Raw genomic sequence first — 16,667 nt, forward strand, 5'->3', positions numbered from 1 at the left:
TGCGCCGGGGATGGTTCGCAGCCGCACCTCAAACAAGTACTTTGAACATCTCAAAGGTTTATTGCTACTGTGTGGGCCGTGACCACCACAGGCGCGCCTCACCGGCACGGGATGAGCACCCCGCTCATGCCGTGCTCGTGCCTGTCCGGTGCTGTGGACAGTCCGCGCCCCCGCCGCGCGCCCAGCTGTATGCCGGCGGCACGCCCTTCCTGACGTCCGGGCCCTTCCCGCCCGCTGCTCGTCGTCGTGCCGCCGTGTCCCTCCCGCCCTCTTCCGCCCCGTCCTCCGGAGCCGCACCACCATGTCCGCAGCGCCTGCCGCACCAGCGCCCTCCCCGCTCGGGAAGGTCCGCAAGACTCCCTTCTGGGTCCAGATCGTCGCCGGCCTCGTCCTCGGCCTGCTCCTCGGCTACCTCGCCCGGGCCTTGGACGTCTCCTGGCTGACCAGCACCCTCGACACCATCGGCAAGACCTTCGTCCAGCTGCTCAAGCTGGCCGTCCCGCCGCTGGTCTTCACCGCGATCGTGGTGAGCGTCGCCAACCTGCGGAACGTCACCAACGCCGCCCGGCTGGCGGTCCGTACCCTGCTCTGGTTCCTGATCACCTCGCTGATCGCGGTCAGCATCGGCCTCGGCCTCGGCCTGCTCACCGACCCCGGCCAGGGCGCGAACCTCTCCACCGCCGGGCTCAAGGCGCCCGACCACGCCGGTTCCTGGGTCGACTTCCTCACCGGGATCATCCCGACCAACATCGCGACCAGCTTCGTCGAGGTGAACGTCCTCCAGATCGTCTTCCTGGGAGTCGTCACCGGCGCCGCGATCCTCAAGATCGGCGAGAAGGCCGAGCCGGTCCGCAAGCTCAGCGAGTCCGTGCTCGACCTCACCCAGACCGCGCTCTGGTGGGTCATCCGGCTCGCCCCGATCGGCACCCTCGGCCTGATCGGCAAGTCCGTCGCCAAGTACGGCTGGGACCTGCTCGAGCCCTTCGCCACGCTGACCGCCGACGTCTACGTGGGCTGCGCGCTGGTGCTGTTCGTGGTCTACGCAGCTCTGCTCCGCTTCGCGGGCGGCCTCAACCCGCTGAACTTCTACCGGGGTGCCTGGCCGGCCATCCAGCTGGGCTTCGTCTCCCGCTCCTCGGTCGGCACCCTCCCGGTCACCCGCCGGGTCACGGAGCGCCTGGGCGTCCCGAGCGAGTACGCCTCCTTCGCGGTGCCGTTCGGCGCGACCACCAAGATGGACGGCTGCGCCGCGATCTACCCCTCGCTGGCCTCGATCTTCGTCGCCCAGGTCTACGGCATCCACCTCGGCATCGGCGACTACCTGCTGATCGCGTTCGTCTCGGTGATCGGTTCCGCCGCCACCGCCGGTCTGACCGGTGCGATCGTGATGCTGACGCTGACCCTCTCCACCCTGGGCCTCCCGCTGGAGGGCGTGGGCCTGCTGCTGGCCATCGACCCGATCCTGGACATGGTCCGCACCGCCACCAACGTGGCCGGCCAGTCCGTGATCCCGATCCTGGTCGCGGCCCGGGAGAAGAGCCTCGACCTCGCCGCCTACGACAACCCCACGGGCGATCTGATCGACGACGCCCCCGCTGCCGAGGCGGCTGTCGTCGCGGCCTGACGCGCCACCGGCCACGAAGAGCCCGTACCCGGGAAACCGGGTACGGGCTCTTCGCCGTCCCGGGGCGCCCTCAGGTCCGGGTCCCGGTGCGGCCCCACGCTGGGCGAGGACGGTGCAGACCATCAGCTGGATCTGGTGGAAGAGCATCAGTGGAAGGACCGTCAGGCCGACCGAGGCCGCCGGGAACAGGATCACGGCCAGCGGGAGGCCGCTCGCCCGGCACTTCTCGGAGACGCAGAACCGGACGGTGAGCCGGTCGGCGCGGTCGAAGCCCAGCGGGAGGATCTCACCGGCGGTGACCCGGCTCCAGATGCCCTGCCGGACGCCGCCGCTGAAGGCGCTGTAGGCGATCAGCAGGATGGAACCCGGGGACACGACCAGGGTCATCGGCCGGCTCCGCCGTATCCACGGCCCGACCCGGCGGCGCAGCAGCTTACCGAGCAGGATCGGCAGCAGCAGCTGCAGCACAATGTCCGGAATCTGTCCCTCGCTCACCCGGACTCCCGCTCCGCCGGCCGGCCACCAGGTCGTCGGCAGCGGGGTGAGCATGCCCAGCAGGCTGGCGGAGGTGGCGGCGCAGATCGCCACCGCGACGTTGCCGTGCGCCATCGAGGTGAAGGCGATGGACGACTGGACGGTCGAGGACAGCAGGGTGGGGTACAGCACGCCGGTGGCCGGCCGGGGTGGCAGCACGCTGTCCGGCAGCGGCCGGGCGGCCTCGCCGAGCAGCGGGAACGGCAGGTAGGTGGAGCCGGTCATCGGCGGGTGCAGGCGCCGGTTCCGGGCGCTGGCCAGCGCCCGGCGGGGGACGGCCGCGCGCCGTACAGGAGGGGAGCCGGGTGGCCAGGGCGACGGTGCCGAGCAGCAGCGGGATGAAGGCGTCGACGCCGATCCGCCGCAGGGCACGGTTCGCCGCGGTGATCACGGTCCGCGGGCGGCGCATGGTTTCGATCACGCCTGCACCGGGCGTGGACGCAGGCAGGGGGCCCGCCGCGTACGGGACGTGGCGGGCCCCCTTGGTACTGCTTGTCGTGCTCTTGGGGGCGGCCCTGACGGCCGCCTTTCGGGCCAGTGAAGGCCCCGAGCGATCAGATCATCAGAGGAGATGTCAGATGACGGTGACGTTCTCCGCCTGCGGGCCCTTCGGGCCCTGGGTGACGTCGAACGAGACGTTCTGGTTCTCCTCCAGCGAGCGGAAGCCGCTCGCGTTGATGGCGGAGTAGTGGACGAAGACGTCGGGGCCGCCGCCCTCCTGGGCGATGAAGCCGAAGCCCTTCTCAGCGTTGAACCACTTGACGGTTCCCTGAGCCATGCCGTTCTCCTTGCGAGGGACGTGTTGGAGGCCACACCGTGTGGCATCCGGTCCGCTGCGCTGATCGCCCTGCCTCCGGAATGTTCCGGAGTTTTTCGATAATGCTGAAAAACTACAAAAAGCCCGCGGTTACATGCTCCGCAGGCTTCAAGTACTGCAAGGGGAATCAAACTGCAACTGAGTGGAACGGTAGCACGCGAGGGCGGCCCCGACCAGGGGTGACCGAAGGCACATCGTCAGGTGTGTCGCAGTGATTCAGCCATGTGTCGGCAGCCTGGTTTGAAGCCGTTGACAGCCGGTCGACGGCGTGCCGGAAGGCTGGTGTCGGGGCCGCGAGGGGGCGGGCATACCCTGCGGGAGAGTACGAACAGAGCACCCAGAGGAGTGTGTGGTGACCGCACAGGATGCGAGTGGCTCGGTGGCGGTAAGGCCCCGGGTGGGACATATTCAGTTCCTCAACTGTCTGCCCCTCTACTGGGGGCTGGCCCGGACGGGCAATCTGCTCAACCTGGACCTCACCAAGGACACTCCCGAGAAGCTCAGCGACCAGCTGGTGAACGGCACGCTCGACATCGGTCCGATCACCTGCGTCGAGTACCTGCGGCACGCGGACGAGCTGGTGGTCCTGCCCGACATCGCGGTCGGCAGCGACGGGCCGGTGATGTCCTGCGTGATCGTCAGCAGGCGGCCGCTCAGTGAACTGGACGGGCGCAGGGTCGCGCTCGGCTCCACCAGCCGCACCTCCGTGCGCCTGGCGCGCCTGCTGCTGGAGGAGCGGGAGGGCGTGCGCCCGGAGTACTTCAGCTGCCCGCCCGACCTGGACGCGATGCTCGCCGAGGCCGACGCCGCGGTACTGATCGGCGACCCCGCGCTGCGCGCCACGCTGGAGCAGGCGCCCGAGCGGGGGCTGGACGTCCACGACCTGGGCGAGATGTGGAAGGAGTGGACCGGGCTGCCGTTCGTCTTCGCGGTCTGGGCCGCCCGCCGGCCGTACGTGGAGCGCTACCCCGAGCTGGTCGACGCCGTGCACCGGGCCTTCCTGGAGTCCCGGGACCTCTCGCTGGCCGAAGCCGGGAAGGTCGCCGAGCAGGCTGCCCGCTGGGAGTCGTTCGACGCGGCCGCGCTGGAACGGTACTTCAGCGAGGCGCTGGACTTCTCGCTCGGCGAGCGGCAGCTGGCGGGCATCGCCGAGTTCGCCCGGCGCACCGGCCACGACAGCGGTTTCGCACCCGATGTGACGGTGCGGCTGCTCCAGTCGGCCCAACCGGTCGGGTGAGGCCGCCGGCGGTGCGGAGGGCGGGTGAGGCGGAGGGCAGGCGTCCGTTCTGACCTCCGCGCACCATCCCGGCGGCGCGCGCGAGGCGTGAGCGGCCCGCCGTAGGGGCGAGCGTCCCCGCGCCCGGGCCGGCCGGGCAGTGCTGGGGCGGGGGCGCAAAGGTGGCGCAAAGGTGCTGGCGTAGGCTGGTTCGGCCATGTCGGCCGAGCGATTCGTCCCCTGTCCCGCTCGGCCGAGGCGCCCCGATGCCGGAGAGAAAGAAGGCCCGACAGGTGTCCGAGCAGACCCTCCCCCAGCCTCCGGCCGGGGGGACCCCCACCCCGCCTGCGGCGTCCCAGCCTCCGGCCGGGGGGACCCCCACCCCGCCTGCGGCGTCCCAGCCTCCGGCCGGGGGCGCCCCCACCGCCACTGACCTGCAGGCCGTTCTCGACCGTGCGGCCGCCGGGGGCCGGATCACCCCCGAGGAGGCGCTGGACCTCTACCGCTGGGCACCGCTGCACGCGCTGGGCTCCGCCGCCGACGCCGTCCGCCGCCGCCGGTACGCCGGGGTCGAGCACATCGCGACGTACATCATCGAGCGGAACATCAACTACACCAACGTCTGTGTGACGGCGTGCAAGTTCTGCGCCTTCTACGTGCCGCCGAAGAGTGACAAGGGCTGGTCCCGGGACCTCGACGAGATCCTGCGCCGCTGCGCGGAGACGGTCGAGCTGGGCGGTACCCAGATCATGTTCCAGGGCGGTCACCACCCCGACTACGGCGTCGAGTACTACGAGCGCGCCTTCTCCGCGATCAAGGCGGAGTTCCCGCAGCTGGTGATCCACTCGCTGGGCGCCTCCGAGGTCGAGCACATGTCCCGGATCTCGGGCGTCTCCATCGAGGAGGCCATCACCCGGATCCACAAGGCGGGTCTGGACTCCTTCGCCGGTGCCGGAGCCGAGCTGCTGCCCGAGCGTCCGCGCAAGGCGATCGCCCCGCTGAAGGAGTCGGGCGAGCGCTGGCTGGAGATCATGGAGGCCGCGCACGGCCTGGGTGTGGAGTCCACCTCCACCATGCTGATGGGCACCGGTGAGACCAACGCCGAGCGGATCGAGCACCTGCGCATGATCCGCGACGTGCAGGACCGTACGGGCGGCTTCCGCGCCTTCATCCCGTACACCTACCAGCCGCAGAACAACCACCTCAAGGGCTCCACCCAGGCGACCGTCTTCGAGTACCTGCGGATGATCGCCATCGCGCGGCTCTTCCTCGACAACGTGGCGCACATCCAGGGCTCCTGGCTGACCACCGGCAAGGAGGCGGGCCAGCTCTCGCTGCACTACGGGGCCGACGACCTCGGCTCGGTGATGCTGGAGGAGAACGTGGTCTCGATGGCCGGTGCCAAGCACCGCTCCAACCTGACCGAGCTGATCCACCTGATCCGGGCCGCCGACCGGGTCCCCGCGCAGCGCTCCACCACCTACGAGCACCTGCGGGTGCTGGTCGACCCGGCCAACGACCCGGTCGACCCCCGGGTCGCCTCGCACATCGCCTCCACGGCGATCGAGGGCGGCACCGCGCACCCCGAGCTGAAGATCCTCTCCGCGAACTGATGCTGACGCTGCACCGCGCCGCCGTACTGGTGGTCGACCCCGCCGCCCCGCCGGTCCACGACGGGGCGGTGCTGGTCGACGGCGGCGTGGTGGCCGCCACCGGTCCGTACCGGCCGGTGGCCGGTGCCAGGGAGCGGACGTGGGACGGGCTGTTGGTGCCCGGCCTGCGCAATCCGTACGGGCAGTGGCTTCTGGAGCGGGCGTACCACCCGGACCCCCGGGAGGAGCTGGGCAGTGAGCCGCTGTCCGGCGCGGCGTACGCCGAGGCGTTCGGCGGGGAGCCCGGTGAGCTGGACCAGGAGCGGCGGGGCGGCAGCGCCCGGCGCGGTCTGCAGCGGATGCTGGCGTACGGGACCACGGCGGTCGCGGGGCCCTTCGAGCTGCCGGTGGTGCGCACCGCCGTGGCCAGGTCCGGGCTGGTGGCGCTGGCCGGGGACGGCGCCGAGGGCGGCCTGGACCCGCTGGCCGGCACCGGACTGGCGCAGGCCGTGCACCGGCCGCTGGCCGTCGGCGGGCGGGCCGACTTCGCGGTCTTCGATGTGAGTTCGGTCGCCGAGCTGGAGGCGGCGGGCGCGGGCTGCTGTCTGGCCACGGTGCTCGGCGGAAGGCTGCTGTACCGACGGCGCTGAGGAAGGGCCTGTTGCCGCGGAAGGATGGCTGGTGCACGGACGGAATCTGGCCGGAGACCAGCGCGCAAGCTGGTTGGTCCGATGAACTGATTGATCGTTGTCGTGACCTGAGGCCCCGCCAGCGGTTACCATCCCGGACAGCCCTTCAGATCGCCTCCCCCAGCGATTGAACGGGTCACCTCACCATCGGCCCCTTCCCCCGGGGGCCTTGTCCGGCAGCCAGGACAGGAACCATGCGATCCGCGACCGTCCCCCGCTTTCGCAGCGCGCGCCTCGGCCGAGGCTGGTACCTCGCCGCAGTGCTCAGCGCCGTGCTCGCGGTCGGGATGTGCCTGCTCGGCTGGCGTCAGGCCGACCAGGCGGAGCGGATCACCGCCCACCCCGTCCGCACCGAGGGCACCGTCACCCAGCTCCCGTCCGGCAGCGCCACCTACAGCGCGGTCAGCTACCAGGCCGACGGGCGGCAGCGCACGGCGGCCGACCTGTGGCTGCCGGCGGACGCCAAGGTCGGCGACCGGATCTGCCTGGAACACGCCGCCGACGACCTGAGCGCCGTCCGGGTCTGCGGCGAGCACTACCCGCAGCCGGCCGGGATCGGTCTGGCCCGGGTCAGCGTGCCGACGGCGCTGCTGCTCTGCGCCGGCTGCGTGGTCCGGATCTGGCGGCACCGGCGGGCCACCCAGTCCATCCAGCAGTCCGTACGGGTACACGGCCGGGGCGCCCGGATCAGCACCACGGTGGCCTTCGCCACCGAGGCGCTGGGCGAGGGGATGCCCTCGATCACCCACGGCAAGCGCTCCCGGCGGCGGCGCAGGGGCGGGCGGCGCGCGCTGCGCTGAAGGTGTGACGTGGCTGCCGGGAGCCGCGCCGGAGGGGCCGCCGAGGGTGCGGCGAGGGGGCGCCGGGAGCCGCGCCGGAGGGGCTCTCGGGAGGTGTACGCACACCCGTTGCCGTGGCGTCGGGTGCCAGGGTGAAGAATGGGGTCCGTGACCCGAGCCTCTCTGGACAAGCAGCCGCACGAAGTCGCCGCGATGTTCGACGATGTCGCGGCCAAGTACGACCGCACCAACGACGTGCTCTCGCTCGGCCAGGCCCGTGCCTGGCGGCGTGCGGTGGCCGACGCGGTGGACGCCAGGCCCGGTGAGCTGGTGCTCGACCTCGGCGCCGGTACCGGCACCTCCTCGCTGCCCTTCGAGGAGGCCGGTGCGAAGGTCGTGCCGTGCGACTTCTCGGTCGGCATGCTCGCCGAGGGCAAGCACCGCCACCCCGAGCTGGCCCTGACCGCCGGGGACGCCACCAGGCTGCCGTTCGCGGACGGCGTCTTCGACGCGGTCACCATCTCCTTCGCCCTGCGCAACGTCCAGGAGACCGACGCCGCGCTGCGCGAGATGCGCCGGGTCACCAAGCCCGGCGGCAAGCTGGTGATCTGCGAGTTCTCCACCCCGACCTGGACGCCCTTCCGGAGCGTCTACACCGAGTACCTGATGCGCGCCCTGCCGCCGGTGGCGACCGCCGTCAGCAGCAACCCGGACGCGTACGTCTACCTCGCCGAGTCGATCCGGGCCTGGCCCGACCAGCCCGGGCTGGCCACCAAGCTGCAGCAGGCCGGCTGGTCCAAGGTCGCCTGGCGCAACCTCACCGGCGGGATCGTCGCCCTGCACCGGGGTTTCAACCTCTGAGCCCCACCGGGCAGTCGGGCTCCGCCCCGAGGGGCCCTCGTTAGACTCGTCCGAGCCCGCCCCGGCCCCCTCGCGGGCCAGGACGGGCCCTTGCCGCCCAGACCGACCCGCTGCCCGCAGGAGTGTGCCCACCGTGTCCGAGACCGCAGCCGACCTGAGCGCCGACACCGTCGAGAGCAGCGCCGACGTCATCGTGGTCGGTGCCGGCCCGGCGGGTTCGACCACCGCGTACTACCTGGCGCAGGCCGGACTCGACGTCCTGCTGCTGGAGAAGACCGCGTTCCCGCGCGAGAAGGTCTGCGGTGACGGCCTGACCCCACGCGCCACCAAGCAGTTGGTGGACATGGGCATCGACGTCTCCACCGCGAACGGCTGGCTGCACAACCGGGGCCTGAGGATCATCGGTGGCGGCGTCCGGCTGGAACTGGACTGGCCCGAGCTCTCCGCGTTCCCCGACTACGGCCTGGTCCGCAAGCGCGCCGACTTCGACGAACTGCTCGCCCGGCAGGCCCAGAAGGCCGGGGCCCGGCTGTACGAGCGCTGCAACGTCAGCGGCCCGGTGCTAGACGACCGCACCGGCCGGATCGTCGGCGTCACCGCCAAGCTGGGCGAGGAGCGGCGCCCGGTGGCCTTCCGCGCACCGCTGGTGGTCGCCGCCGACGGCAACTCCACCCGGCTCTCCCTGGCGATGGGGCTGCACCGCCGCGAGGACCGCCCGATGGGCGTGGCCTACCGGACGTACTTCAAGTCCCCGCGCCACGAGGACGACTACCTGGAGTCCTGGCTGGAGCTCTGGGACACCCGCGGCGGTCGGCGCGAGCTGATGCCCGGCTACGGCTGGATCTTCGGCATGGGCGACGGCACCTCCAACGTCGGCCTCGGCATCCTCAACTCCTCCGCTTCCTTCGGGGAGTTGGACTGGCGTGAGGTGCTCAAGGCCTGGTGCGCCGGCATGCCCGAGGAGTGGGGCTACACCCCCGAGAACATGACCGACCCGATCCGCGGCGCCGCCCTGCCGATGGCCTTCAACCGCCAGCCGCACTACACCCGCGGCCTGCTGCTGGTCGGCGACGCCGGCGGCATGGTCAACCCCTTCAACGGCGAGGGAATCGCCTACGCGATGGAATCCGGCCAGCTCGCCGCCGGTGTCATCGTCCAGGCCCACGCCCGGGTCACCCCCGCCGGCCGCGAGCGCGCCCTACAGGCCTACCCCCGCATCCTCAAGGACGTCTACGGCGGCTACTACACCCTCGGTCGCGGCTTCGTGAAGCTGATCGGCAACCCGAAGGTCATGCAGCTCGCCGCCCAGCGCGGCCTGACCCACCCCGTCCTGATGAAGTTCGTCCTCAAGATGCTCGCCAACCTGACCGACCCTCAGGGCGGCGACGCCATGGACCGCATCATCAACGGCCTCGCCAAGGTCGCGCCCAACGCCTGACCTCTGCCGTCGGTTTGCCGTGTTCCGTCGGCGCCGTTACGCTCCCCGGCGCGCTGTCCGGGGAGCGGACGGCGGGACACGACGGGGGACGTACGTGCTCGACAACGGCCATCTGCCCGACCGGCGCCTGTGGTTGCGCTCGGCGCTGTGGGCCTTCCTGCTGTGCGTGGCCTCGGTGGCGGCCGAGATCACCGACAGCCTGCTCTACGACCACTACGTCGTCGAGCCCACCAGGCACTGCCACCACGCCGGCGCGGTCCCACCACTCGCCATCGGCCTCGGCGCGCTCTCCACCCTCCTCGCCCTGGTCACCGCGGTCTGGCTGATCCGGCTCCTCTCCACCGCCCCGCGCGGCGGCGGTGCACCGGTCCGCGCCGTCCAGGCCGGCCTGGTCGTGCTGCTGCTCCTCGTCACGCTCCTGCTCGTGGCCGACGTGCTCTCGCTCTGGACCGAACTCGACCCGCCGGAGCTGGACCCGTTCAACTGCGGGGAGTGACCCGTTCGCAACCGGCAACCGGCAACCGGCAACCGGCAGCCGGCAGCCGGCCGGAGTCGATCGCGGCGATCTGCTCGTCCGTCCCACGGAAGACGACAGGGGCGCAGTGGGCGAACGGCCGAGCGGGGCCCGTACGGCGCCGGCGCGCCCGCGCCGTACGGGAGTTGAGGGTCAGCGGTTGGTGATGCGGACCTGGTGGATGTTGACCGGGAGGGTGGGGTAGCCGTCGCCGGGGTTGTTCTGGTCGTCCTCGCCGGCGGCGGCGATCTTCTGGAGGACGTCGAGGCCGGCGGTGACGCGGCCGAAGGGGGTGTAGGCGGGGGAGAGCTTGGTGTCCTTCCAGACGAAGAAGAACTGGCTGCCGTTGGTGTTGGGGCCGGCGTTGGCCATGGCCACGGTGCCGGCGGGGTAGGTGGCGCCGGTGAGGTTCTCGTCGGGGAAGGAGTAGCCGGGGCCGCCGCTGCCGGTGCCGGTGGGGTCGCCGCACTGGAGGACGTAGATCCCCTTGGTGGTGAGGCGGTGGCAGTGGGTGCGGTTGAAGTAGGAGTGCTCGGCCAGGAAGCGGAACGAGAAGGTGGTGCAGGGCGCCTTGTCGGTCAGGGCCTGGAAGGTGATGGCGCCCTGGCTGGTCCGCAGCGTGGCGTGGTAGGGCTTGGCGGCCTTGACCGGGTCGAAGACCGGTATGCCCTTGAAGTTGTCGGCCGGGACGGCCGGTGTGTAGCTGCAGGCGGTGGGCGCGGGGGTGGGGGCCGGGGTCGCCGCCTCGGCTTCGGTGGTGGCGAGGCCGAGGGGCAGGGCGACGGCGGCGGCGAGTGGCAGTGCCCAGTGCTTGCGCTTCATGCGGGGTTCCCTCCCGGGGGTGTGTGCCATGGCAGTTGGCATGGCGTACTCACTGATGCCCCCGGGGTGAACCTGCTATGCGTGGGGCGGTTTGGTGTTAGCGGGGCTGCGGAGAAGGGGAGTTGTCCTGCGGTTCGGGGGAGAAGAGGCCCGCGCGGGCGGCGAGCAGGGCGGCGGCCGCGGCGCGGGTGGCGGCGGGCTCGTCGAGGGGTTCGCCGGTGAGGAAGAGGCGGTGGTAGAGCGGGGCGGTCGCGGCCCGGACCAGCTCCACCGGGTCGGCGCCGGACGGGAGTTCACCGCGTTCGACGCCCCGGACGGCGACCTCGGCGGCCTGCCGGTGCCGGGCCGCGAAGAAGGCGTGCAGCGCCTCGGCGCCCCGAGGTGAGCGCAGTGCGGCGGCGATCAGGGCGGTCGGGGTGGTGCGCAGTTCGGGGTCGGTGAAGGTGGCGTACACCTCGTGGGCGAGCAGGCGGACGTCCTCGTCGACCGAGCCGGTGTCGGGGATGGGCCAGGGCTGCTCGGCGGAGGTGGTGAGGGCCTGGGCGATCAGGCCGTCCATGCCGCCCCAGCGGCGGTAGAGGGTGGCCTTGTGGATGCCCGAGCGGTTGGCGACGGCGTCCACGGTGAGCTGGTCGTACGGCTTCTCGGAGACCTCGGCGAGGGTGGCGGCGACGACGTCGGCGAGGACGCGGGCGCTGCGGCCGCCCGGCCGGGGGGTGGGGGTGGCGGTAGGCAAAGTCGACTCCAGTCGCGTTAAGAGTTGCCAGATTGGTGCCGCACTGACATGCTCCATCTTAATGCGACGTCGGTCGCGTTAGATTGTCCCCAGTGCCGGAGGTACCGCTGTGCCCGATGTGATCCCCGACCCCACCGTGCTGCATCCGCTGGCCGGGCACGACCGCGTCGTCCTGCTGCGGAACCTGGTCACCGATCCGCGGATCGAGGTGGGCGAGTACACCTACTACGACGACCCGGACGGCGCGACCGAGTTCGAACAGCGCAACGTGCTCTACGCGTACGGGTCCGAGCGGCTGGTGATCGGGCGGTACTGCGCGATCGCGAGCGGCACCCGCTTCCTGATGGCGGGCGCCGAGCACCCCGCGATGGGCGTCTCGACCTTCCCGTTCACCATGTTCGGCGGCACCTGGACCGAGCGGACGCTCGACCTGGTCACCGGGATGCCGAGCCGGGGTGACACGGTGGTCGGGCACGACGTCTGGTTCGGCTACGGCGTCACGGTGATGCCGGGCGTACGGATCGGCGACGGCGCGATCATCGCGACGGGTGCGGTGGTCACCGCGGACGTCGCGCCGTACACCGTCGTGGGCGGCAATCCCGCCCGGCCGATCAAGCGGCGGTTCTCCGACGAGGACGTCGAACGGCTGCTTCGGGCCGCGTGGTGGCACTGGCCGGTCGAGCTGGTCACCGAGCACCTGCGGGTCATCATGTCGGGTACGCCGGCGGAGATCGAGGAGATCGCCCGGCGGAACGGGCTGTTGACCGAGGAGGGCTGACCCGGCTCGCGCGTGAAGGTGGGCCCCTCCAGGAGGGCCGCGACGACGGCCTTCGGGGAGCACGGCGCCCGCGCCGGGGCTTCCAAGATCCGGAAAGCCGTTGATCGTTCGTCCGGTGCCGCGCGAGGATGTCACCCCGCCGCCGCAGAACCGTCCGACGCCGTACGGGCCTTCGGCCTTCCACTCCCGGAGGGAACATCGTATGCGCTCCGTCCCGCCGATCGTCCGTGACCTGCCCGTGCTCGCGGTGGCCGTGGTCTGGGGATCCAGCTTCCTGGTGGTCAAGCAATTGGCGACGCCGCAGACCGTGCTGCCGGTGCTGGTACTGCGCTTCGGCCTGGTGCTGCCGCTGCTGGGCCTGTTCGCGTTCCGGGCACTGCGGGGGCTCACCGCGCGCGAGTGGCTGGGCGGGGCCGCGCTCGGCGCGGTCCTCGGCGCGATCTTCCTGCTGGAGACCTACGGTGCGGTGCACACCTCGGCGACCAACGCCGGTCTGATCGTCAGCCTCACCATGGTGCTCACGCCGCTCGCCGAGAGCGCGGTACGGCGGACCGCGCCGTCCTGGTCCTTCCTCGGGGCGGCCGGGCTCTCGGTGCTCGGGGTCGCCCTGCTGACCGGCGGCGGATTCCGGGCGCCGGGCATGGGCGACCTGCTGGTGCTCGCCGCGGCGTTGGTGCGGACCGTCCACGTGCTCACCATGTCCCGCACCAGGGCCATCGCGGGGACCGACTCGTTGGCCCTCACCTGGGTCCAACTCGCCACGTCCGGGCTCGTGTTCGTGATCGCCTCGGTCTTCACCGGGCCGTCCGCGCTCGCGGTGGCGGCCGGGTTCGGGCCGGTGCAGTGGGTGTACCTGCTGCACCTGTCGCTGCTCTGCACGCTGTTCGCGTTCTTCGTCCAGATGTGGGCGGTCCGCGCCACCTCACCCTCTCGGGTGAGCCTGCTGCTGGGCACCGAGCCGCTCTGGGCCGCCGTCTTCGGCACCACCCTGGGCGGCGACCGCCTGTCGCCGCTCGCGCTGCTCGGCGGACTCCTGGTGCTGGTGGGCACCGAGGGCGGCCGGCGGGCCGGGCTGGGCGGCGGGCGGCGCGCGGCGGCCGACGAGGGCGAGGCCGCCGCTGTGCGGGAGCGTACGGAGGCGGAGCACAGCGCCGGGGCAGAGCGGGAGTTGGACCACGCGCGCTGAGTGAACGCTCCCGGCCGCCGGGTTCGTAGTGCGGGTTGCCGAGCCCCCGCGTGGAGTGGACGTTGTGCGCCGGAGCGCAGCGGTCAGAGCGCGCCCGCGTCGCGAGCCGTCCAGACGGACGGGTACAGCGGCCGCCAGCCGAGCTCGGCCCGGATCCTGGCGTTGCTCGCGTGCCCCTCCCACGGGTCCCCGGCCTCGCGTGCGGCCGCGCCCTCCGGCTGCGGTACGCCGTGCAGTTCGTGCAGGTCGTACGCGGTGATCGGCGCGTCGTCGACCGCGTTGTACGCGCGGCCCTCGATGCCCGGCGTCCGGACGGCGCGCCACAGCGACTGGGACGCGTCCGCGTGGTGGACCACGGGCAGCCGCTGGTGCGAGGCCCACTGGCCGGCCCACTGCAGCGACTGGGCCAGGTGCGTGTCACCCTCGCCGTACACGAAGGCCAACCGCACCACTACCAGGGGCAGTTCCAGCTCCCGCAGCTCCTCCTCGGCCTGGGCCTTCGACGCGGCGTACGCGCCCCAGGAGGCGTCCGGGCGCAGCTCGTCCGACTCCACGGCAGGCCGGCCGAGGCCGCCGCGGTACACCAGGTTGGTGCTGGTCTGGACGAACCGCCGCACGCCCGCCTCGGCCGCGTCGCGGCCGAGCTCCACCGCCGCGTCACGGTTGACCGCGTACGCCTCCTCGTCCGGCACCCCGCGCAGTGCGGCGGCCACGTTCACCACCGCGTCCACGCCCTGCAGCGCCTTGACCCGGGCGGCCTGTTCGCGCAGGTCGCCCTGCACCACGTCGACGCCGAGCCCGGCCAGGTCTGCGGCCTTCGTCTCGTCGCGGACCAGGATCCGGACCGCGTCCGCCCCCTCCCACCGCACCAGGCGCGGCACGAACCTGCGGCCGACCTTGCCGGTCGCTCCGGTGACCAGGATCTTCTTCAACTCGGCTCCTCCGTCGTCTCGATCTCGCTGCAACCACCGTGCCCGGTCGGCGCGGACGGCGGGAGAGACCCCCTTAGCCAGGGATCAGGAATCCCTGGTTCGGTGCGGCAGCGACTGGGATGCTCGAACGGTGATCGACCGACCCGCACTCGCCGACTTCCTGAGCCGCTGCCGCTCCCGGCTGACCCCGGCCGATGTGGGCCTGCCACCCGGGGCCCGCCGCCGTACGCCCGGTCTGCGCCGGGAGGAGGTGGCCCAACTCGCCGGCCTCTCGGTCGACTACTACGCCCGGCTCGAACAGCGGCGCGGCCCGCAGCCCTCACCGCAGTTGATCGCCTCGCTCGCGCGGGCGCTGCGGCTGACCGACGACGAACGCGACCACCTCTTCCACCTCGCGGGCCACCCGCCGCCGCGCTCCGTACGGGCCCTGAGCCACCTGCGGCCCGGCCTGCTCCTGGTGCTGGACCGGCTGCACGACACCCCCGCCCAGGTGCTCTCCGACCTGGGCGACGTCCTGGCACAGAACGCCATGGCGGTCGCGCTGTTCGGCGACGCCGCCGAACTGCGCCCGGAGGACCGCAACATCAGCTGGAGGTGGTTCACCTCGCCGGCCGCCCGGGCGCTGTTCCCGGAGGAGGACCACGCCGACCTCGCCCGCGCCAATGTCGCCCACCTGCGTGCCACCCGGGCGGCCCGGCCGACCGACCCCCAGGTGGTCGACCTGGTGGACCGGCTGCTCGCCGCGAGCGCGGAGTTCGCCGAGCTCTGGGAGCAGCACCCGGTGGCTGTCCGCCGGAACGGCCGGAAGTCGTTTCTGCACCCCGTGGTCGGACGGATCGAGGTCGATTGCGAGGTGCTCGCAGGCACCGACCACGACCAACTGCTGCTGATCTACACCGCCCGCCCGGGGAGCGAGTCGGCGCAGCGGCTCGAACTGCTGCGGGTGGTGGGACGGCAGGACTTCGGGCGGGCGGAGCCACGGGTGAGCTGATGCATCGTCAACACGTGTGATTCGTTCGCTCGACTTCGTTTTCCGGAGGTCTCATGGCTGAGACGATCGAGACGGCGGTCTATCCGTGATCTGAACTCGGCTCGGCGGTGCCGTCCGAGGTCGTTTCGGATTTGGTGTAGAGGATTTCGCGGGCCTGTTCGGCGGCGCGGGTGATGCTGTCGGAGATGAAGTCGAGGAAGCGGGCGGCGTTCTCGAGGCGGGTGGCGGCGGGGGTGTGGGGGCCGAGGACGGCGGCGCCCTGGCGTGAGGTTTCGACGAGTTGGTCGTTGGATCGGGCGCTGCGGAGCATCGACTGGTACCAGAGGTCGTCGTCGACGATGTAGAGCTCGCGGCGGCGTTCGTCGCGTTGGCGGCGGACGAGGTCCATGCTGTCGAGGAAGGTGATCGCTTTGGAGATGGATGCCGGGCTGACCTGGAGGCGCTGGGCGAGTTGGGACGCGGTGAGGCTGCCCGCGTCGGTGGTGTAGAGGCAGGCCAGCACTCGGGCCGGCATCTTGGGCAGGCCCGAAGCCATGTAGACGGTGGCGAGCCTTTCCTCGTACTCGGCCACGGCCTCGGCGTCGCGTCCGTGCGGCTGGGGGGCTGACTCCGGCCCTCGGGAGGAGGTGGACTTGCGTCGGCGGGCGCGGTGTTCGGTGGCGCGGTGGGCCAGGTCGGGGCGGTAGGCGGTGGGGCCGCCGTTGCGCATCACCTCACGGGTGATCGTCGAGGTCGGGCGTTCGAGGCGCCTGGCGATCTCGGCGTAGGGGAGGCTGTCCGCCAAGCCCAGCGCGATCTGCTGGCGTTCCTGCTGAGTGAGCCTGCCTCCGGGCATCGCGATCTCCTCGGTGATCTTTCGTGGGGCTCCTGATTCCCCCACCATAGCGTTCAGTTCTCACCCATTGCAATGATCTGAGAAGTCATCGTTGCGTTAATTTTAGAGCCGTTGCAACAGTTTCTCGCCTCTTACCTGCAGAGATGCAGATTCTATGCAACTTGCATGTTGTCTTGTTTTGGAAAGCAACGTAGCGTTTCTGGTGTCAGAAACAACGAGCGAGCACAGGAGAGCACGATGCTGAAGTTCGACACCCCCGCCCCGATCTCCGCCGTCCTGGCCGTCCCCGCCGGACGCATCCAGCTCATCGCCGCCGACCGCGC

The 16,667-nt window shown here is 71.5% G+C and carries 16 protein-coding genes and 2 pseudogenes; 12 read left to right on the top strand and 6 right to left on the bottom strand.

All coding sequences use genetic code 11. From position 1 onward, the window contains the following. The first annotated feature begins 301 nt into the window (after positions 1 to 301). A complete protein-coding gene (locus ABD369_RS20220) occupies positions 302 to 1,624 on the top strand; it encodes a dicarboxylate/amino acid:cation symporter (protein WP_344637858.1) in 1,323 nt (440 codons plus the stop codon). A gap of 156 nt (positions 1,625 to 1,780) precedes the next feature. Here the strand turns inward: ABD369_RS20220 and ABD369_RS20225 are convergent. Continuing rightward, positions 1,781 to 2,383: pseudogene (locus ABD369_RS20225) on the bottom strand (bile acid:sodium symporter); the annotation flags it as partial. 349 nt (positions 2,384 to 2,732) lie between these two features. Continuing rightward, on the bottom strand, positions 2,733 to 2,936 hold the full coding sequence (locus ABD369_RS20230) for a cold-shock protein (protein ID WP_344637859.1): 204 nt from the start codon (positions 2,934 to 2,936) through the stop codon (positions 2,733 to 2,735). Between the two features lie 391 nt (positions 2,937 to 3,327). On the opposite strand from ABD369_RS20230, the gene ABD369_RS20235 reads away from it, so the two are divergent. The 7 genes from ABD369_RS20235 (at position 3,328) to ABD369_RS20265 (ending at position 10,046) form a co-directional block, all read left to right on the top strand. Further along, positions 3,328 to 4,212, top strand: coding sequence for a menaquinone biosynthetic enzyme MqnA/MqnD family protein (locus ABD369_RS20235; RefSeq protein WP_344637860.1), 885 nt, complete (start codon positions 3,328 to 3,330; stop codon positions 4,210 to 4,212). Between the two features lie 413 nt (positions 4,213 to 4,625). Further along, positions 4,626 to 5,804 (top strand): cyclic dehypoxanthinyl futalosine synthase, encoded by a 1,179-nt coding sequence (mqnC, locus tag ABD369_RS20240; RefSeq protein ID WP_344637884.1) that lies wholly within the window; start codon positions 4,626 to 4,628, stop codon positions 5,802 to 5,804. After that, a complete protein-coding gene (locus ABD369_RS20245) occupies positions 5,804 to 6,433 on the top strand; it encodes a hypothetical protein (protein ID WP_344637861.1) in 630 nt (209 codons plus the stop codon). The genes mqnC and ABD369_RS20245 overlap by 1 nt, the downstream gene beginning before the upstream one ends. Before the next feature lie 233 nt (positions 6,434 to 6,666). Beyond that, positions 6,667 to 7,272: a hypothetical protein gene (locus ABD369_RS20250; RefSeq protein ID WP_344637862.1), complete on the top strand. Its 606-nt coding sequence runs from the start codon at positions 6,667 to 6,669 to the stop codon at positions 7,270 to 7,272. Positions 7,273 to 7,419: 147 nt separating this feature from the next. Then, positions 7,420 to 8,112 (top strand): demethylmenaquinone methyltransferase, encoded by a 693-nt coding sequence (locus tag ABD369_RS20255; RefSeq protein ID WP_344637863.1) that lies wholly within the window; start codon positions 7,420 to 7,422, stop codon positions 8,110 to 8,112. 133 nt (positions 8,113 to 8,245) lie between these two features. Continuing rightward, entirely contained in the window at positions 8,246 to 9,550 is a 1,305-nt protein-coding gene (locus tag ABD369_RS20260; protein WP_425557681.1) for a geranylgeranyl reductase family protein, read from the top strand. A 94-nt stretch (positions 9,551 to 9,644) separates the two neighbouring features. Then, positions 9,645 to 10,046, top strand: a complete 402-nt coding sequence (locus ABD369_RS20265) for a hypothetical protein (RefSeq protein ID WP_344637865.1) — start codon at positions 9,645 to 9,647, stop codon at positions 10,044 to 10,046. A gap of 171 nt (positions 10,047 to 10,217) precedes the next feature. Here ABD369_RS20265 and ABD369_RS20270 read toward each other — a convergent pair whose 3' ends face one another. Together ABD369_RS20270 and ABD369_RS20275 are read right to left on the bottom strand one after the other, a co-directional pair. Beyond that, positions 10,218 to 10,886, bottom strand: a complete 669-nt coding sequence (locus ABD369_RS20270; RefSeq protein WP_344637866.1) for a peptidylprolyl isomerase — start codon at positions 10,884 to 10,886, stop codon at positions 10,218 to 10,220. Between the two features lie 97 nt (positions 10,887 to 10,983). Further along, the gene (locus tag ABD369_RS20275; protein WP_344637867.1) at positions 10,984 to 11,622 is read right to left on the bottom strand and encodes a TetR-like C-terminal domain-containing protein; all 639 of its coding nucleotides are present in this window, start codon (positions 11,620 to 11,622) and stop codon (positions 10,984 to 10,986) included. A gap of 109 nt (positions 11,623 to 11,731) precedes the next feature. On the opposite strand from ABD369_RS20275, the gene ABD369_RS20280 reads away from it, so the two are divergent. After that, positions 11,732 to 12,400 (top strand): CatB-related O-acetyltransferase, encoded by a 669-nt coding sequence (locus ABD369_RS20280; protein WP_344637868.1) that lies wholly within the window; start codon positions 11,732 to 11,734, stop codon positions 12,398 to 12,400. 202 nt (positions 12,401 to 12,602) lie between these two features. Further along, positions 12,603 to 13,586, top strand: coding sequence for a DMT family transporter (locus ABD369_RS20285; protein WP_344637869.1), 984 nt, complete (start codon positions 12,603 to 12,605; stop codon positions 13,584 to 13,586). Between the two features lie 83 nt (positions 13,587 to 13,669). Here ABD369_RS20285 and ABD369_RS20290 read toward each other — a convergent pair whose 3' ends face one another. Next, positions 13,670 to 14,518 (bottom strand): NAD-dependent epimerase/dehydratase family protein, encoded by an 849-nt coding sequence (locus ABD369_RS20290; protein ID WP_344637870.1) that lies wholly within the window; start codon positions 14,516 to 14,518, stop codon positions 13,670 to 13,672. 133 nt (positions 14,519 to 14,651) lie between these two features. Between ABD369_RS20290 and ABD369_RS20295 the strand changes: the two genes are divergently transcribed. Beyond that, on the top strand, positions 14,652 to 15,509 hold the full coding sequence (locus ABD369_RS20295; protein WP_344637885.1) for a helix-turn-helix transcriptional regulator: 858 nt from the start codon (positions 14,652 to 14,654) through the stop codon (positions 15,507 to 15,509). Between the two features lie 79 nt (positions 15,510 to 15,588). Here the strand turns inward: ABD369_RS20295 and ABD369_RS20300 are convergent, their stop codons facing one another. After that, a complete protein-coding gene (locus ABD369_RS20300; RefSeq protein WP_344637871.1) occupies positions 15,589 to 16,344 on the bottom strand; it encodes a GbsR/MarR family transcriptional regulator in 756 nt (251 codons plus the stop codon). A 237-nt stretch (positions 16,345 to 16,581) separates the two neighbouring features. On the opposite strand from ABD369_RS20300, the pseudogene ABD369_RS41545 reads away from it, so the two are divergent. Further along, positions 16,582 to 16,667 (top strand): annotated as a pseudogene (locus tag ABD369_RS41545) (DUF4097 family beta strand repeat-containing protein); the annotation flags it as partial.

Source organism: Kitasatospora cystarginea, from assembly GCF_039533515.1.
GTDB classification, from domain to species: domain Bacteria; phylum Actinomycetota; class Actinomycetes; order Streptomycetales; family Streptomycetaceae; genus Kitasatospora; species Kitasatospora cystarginea.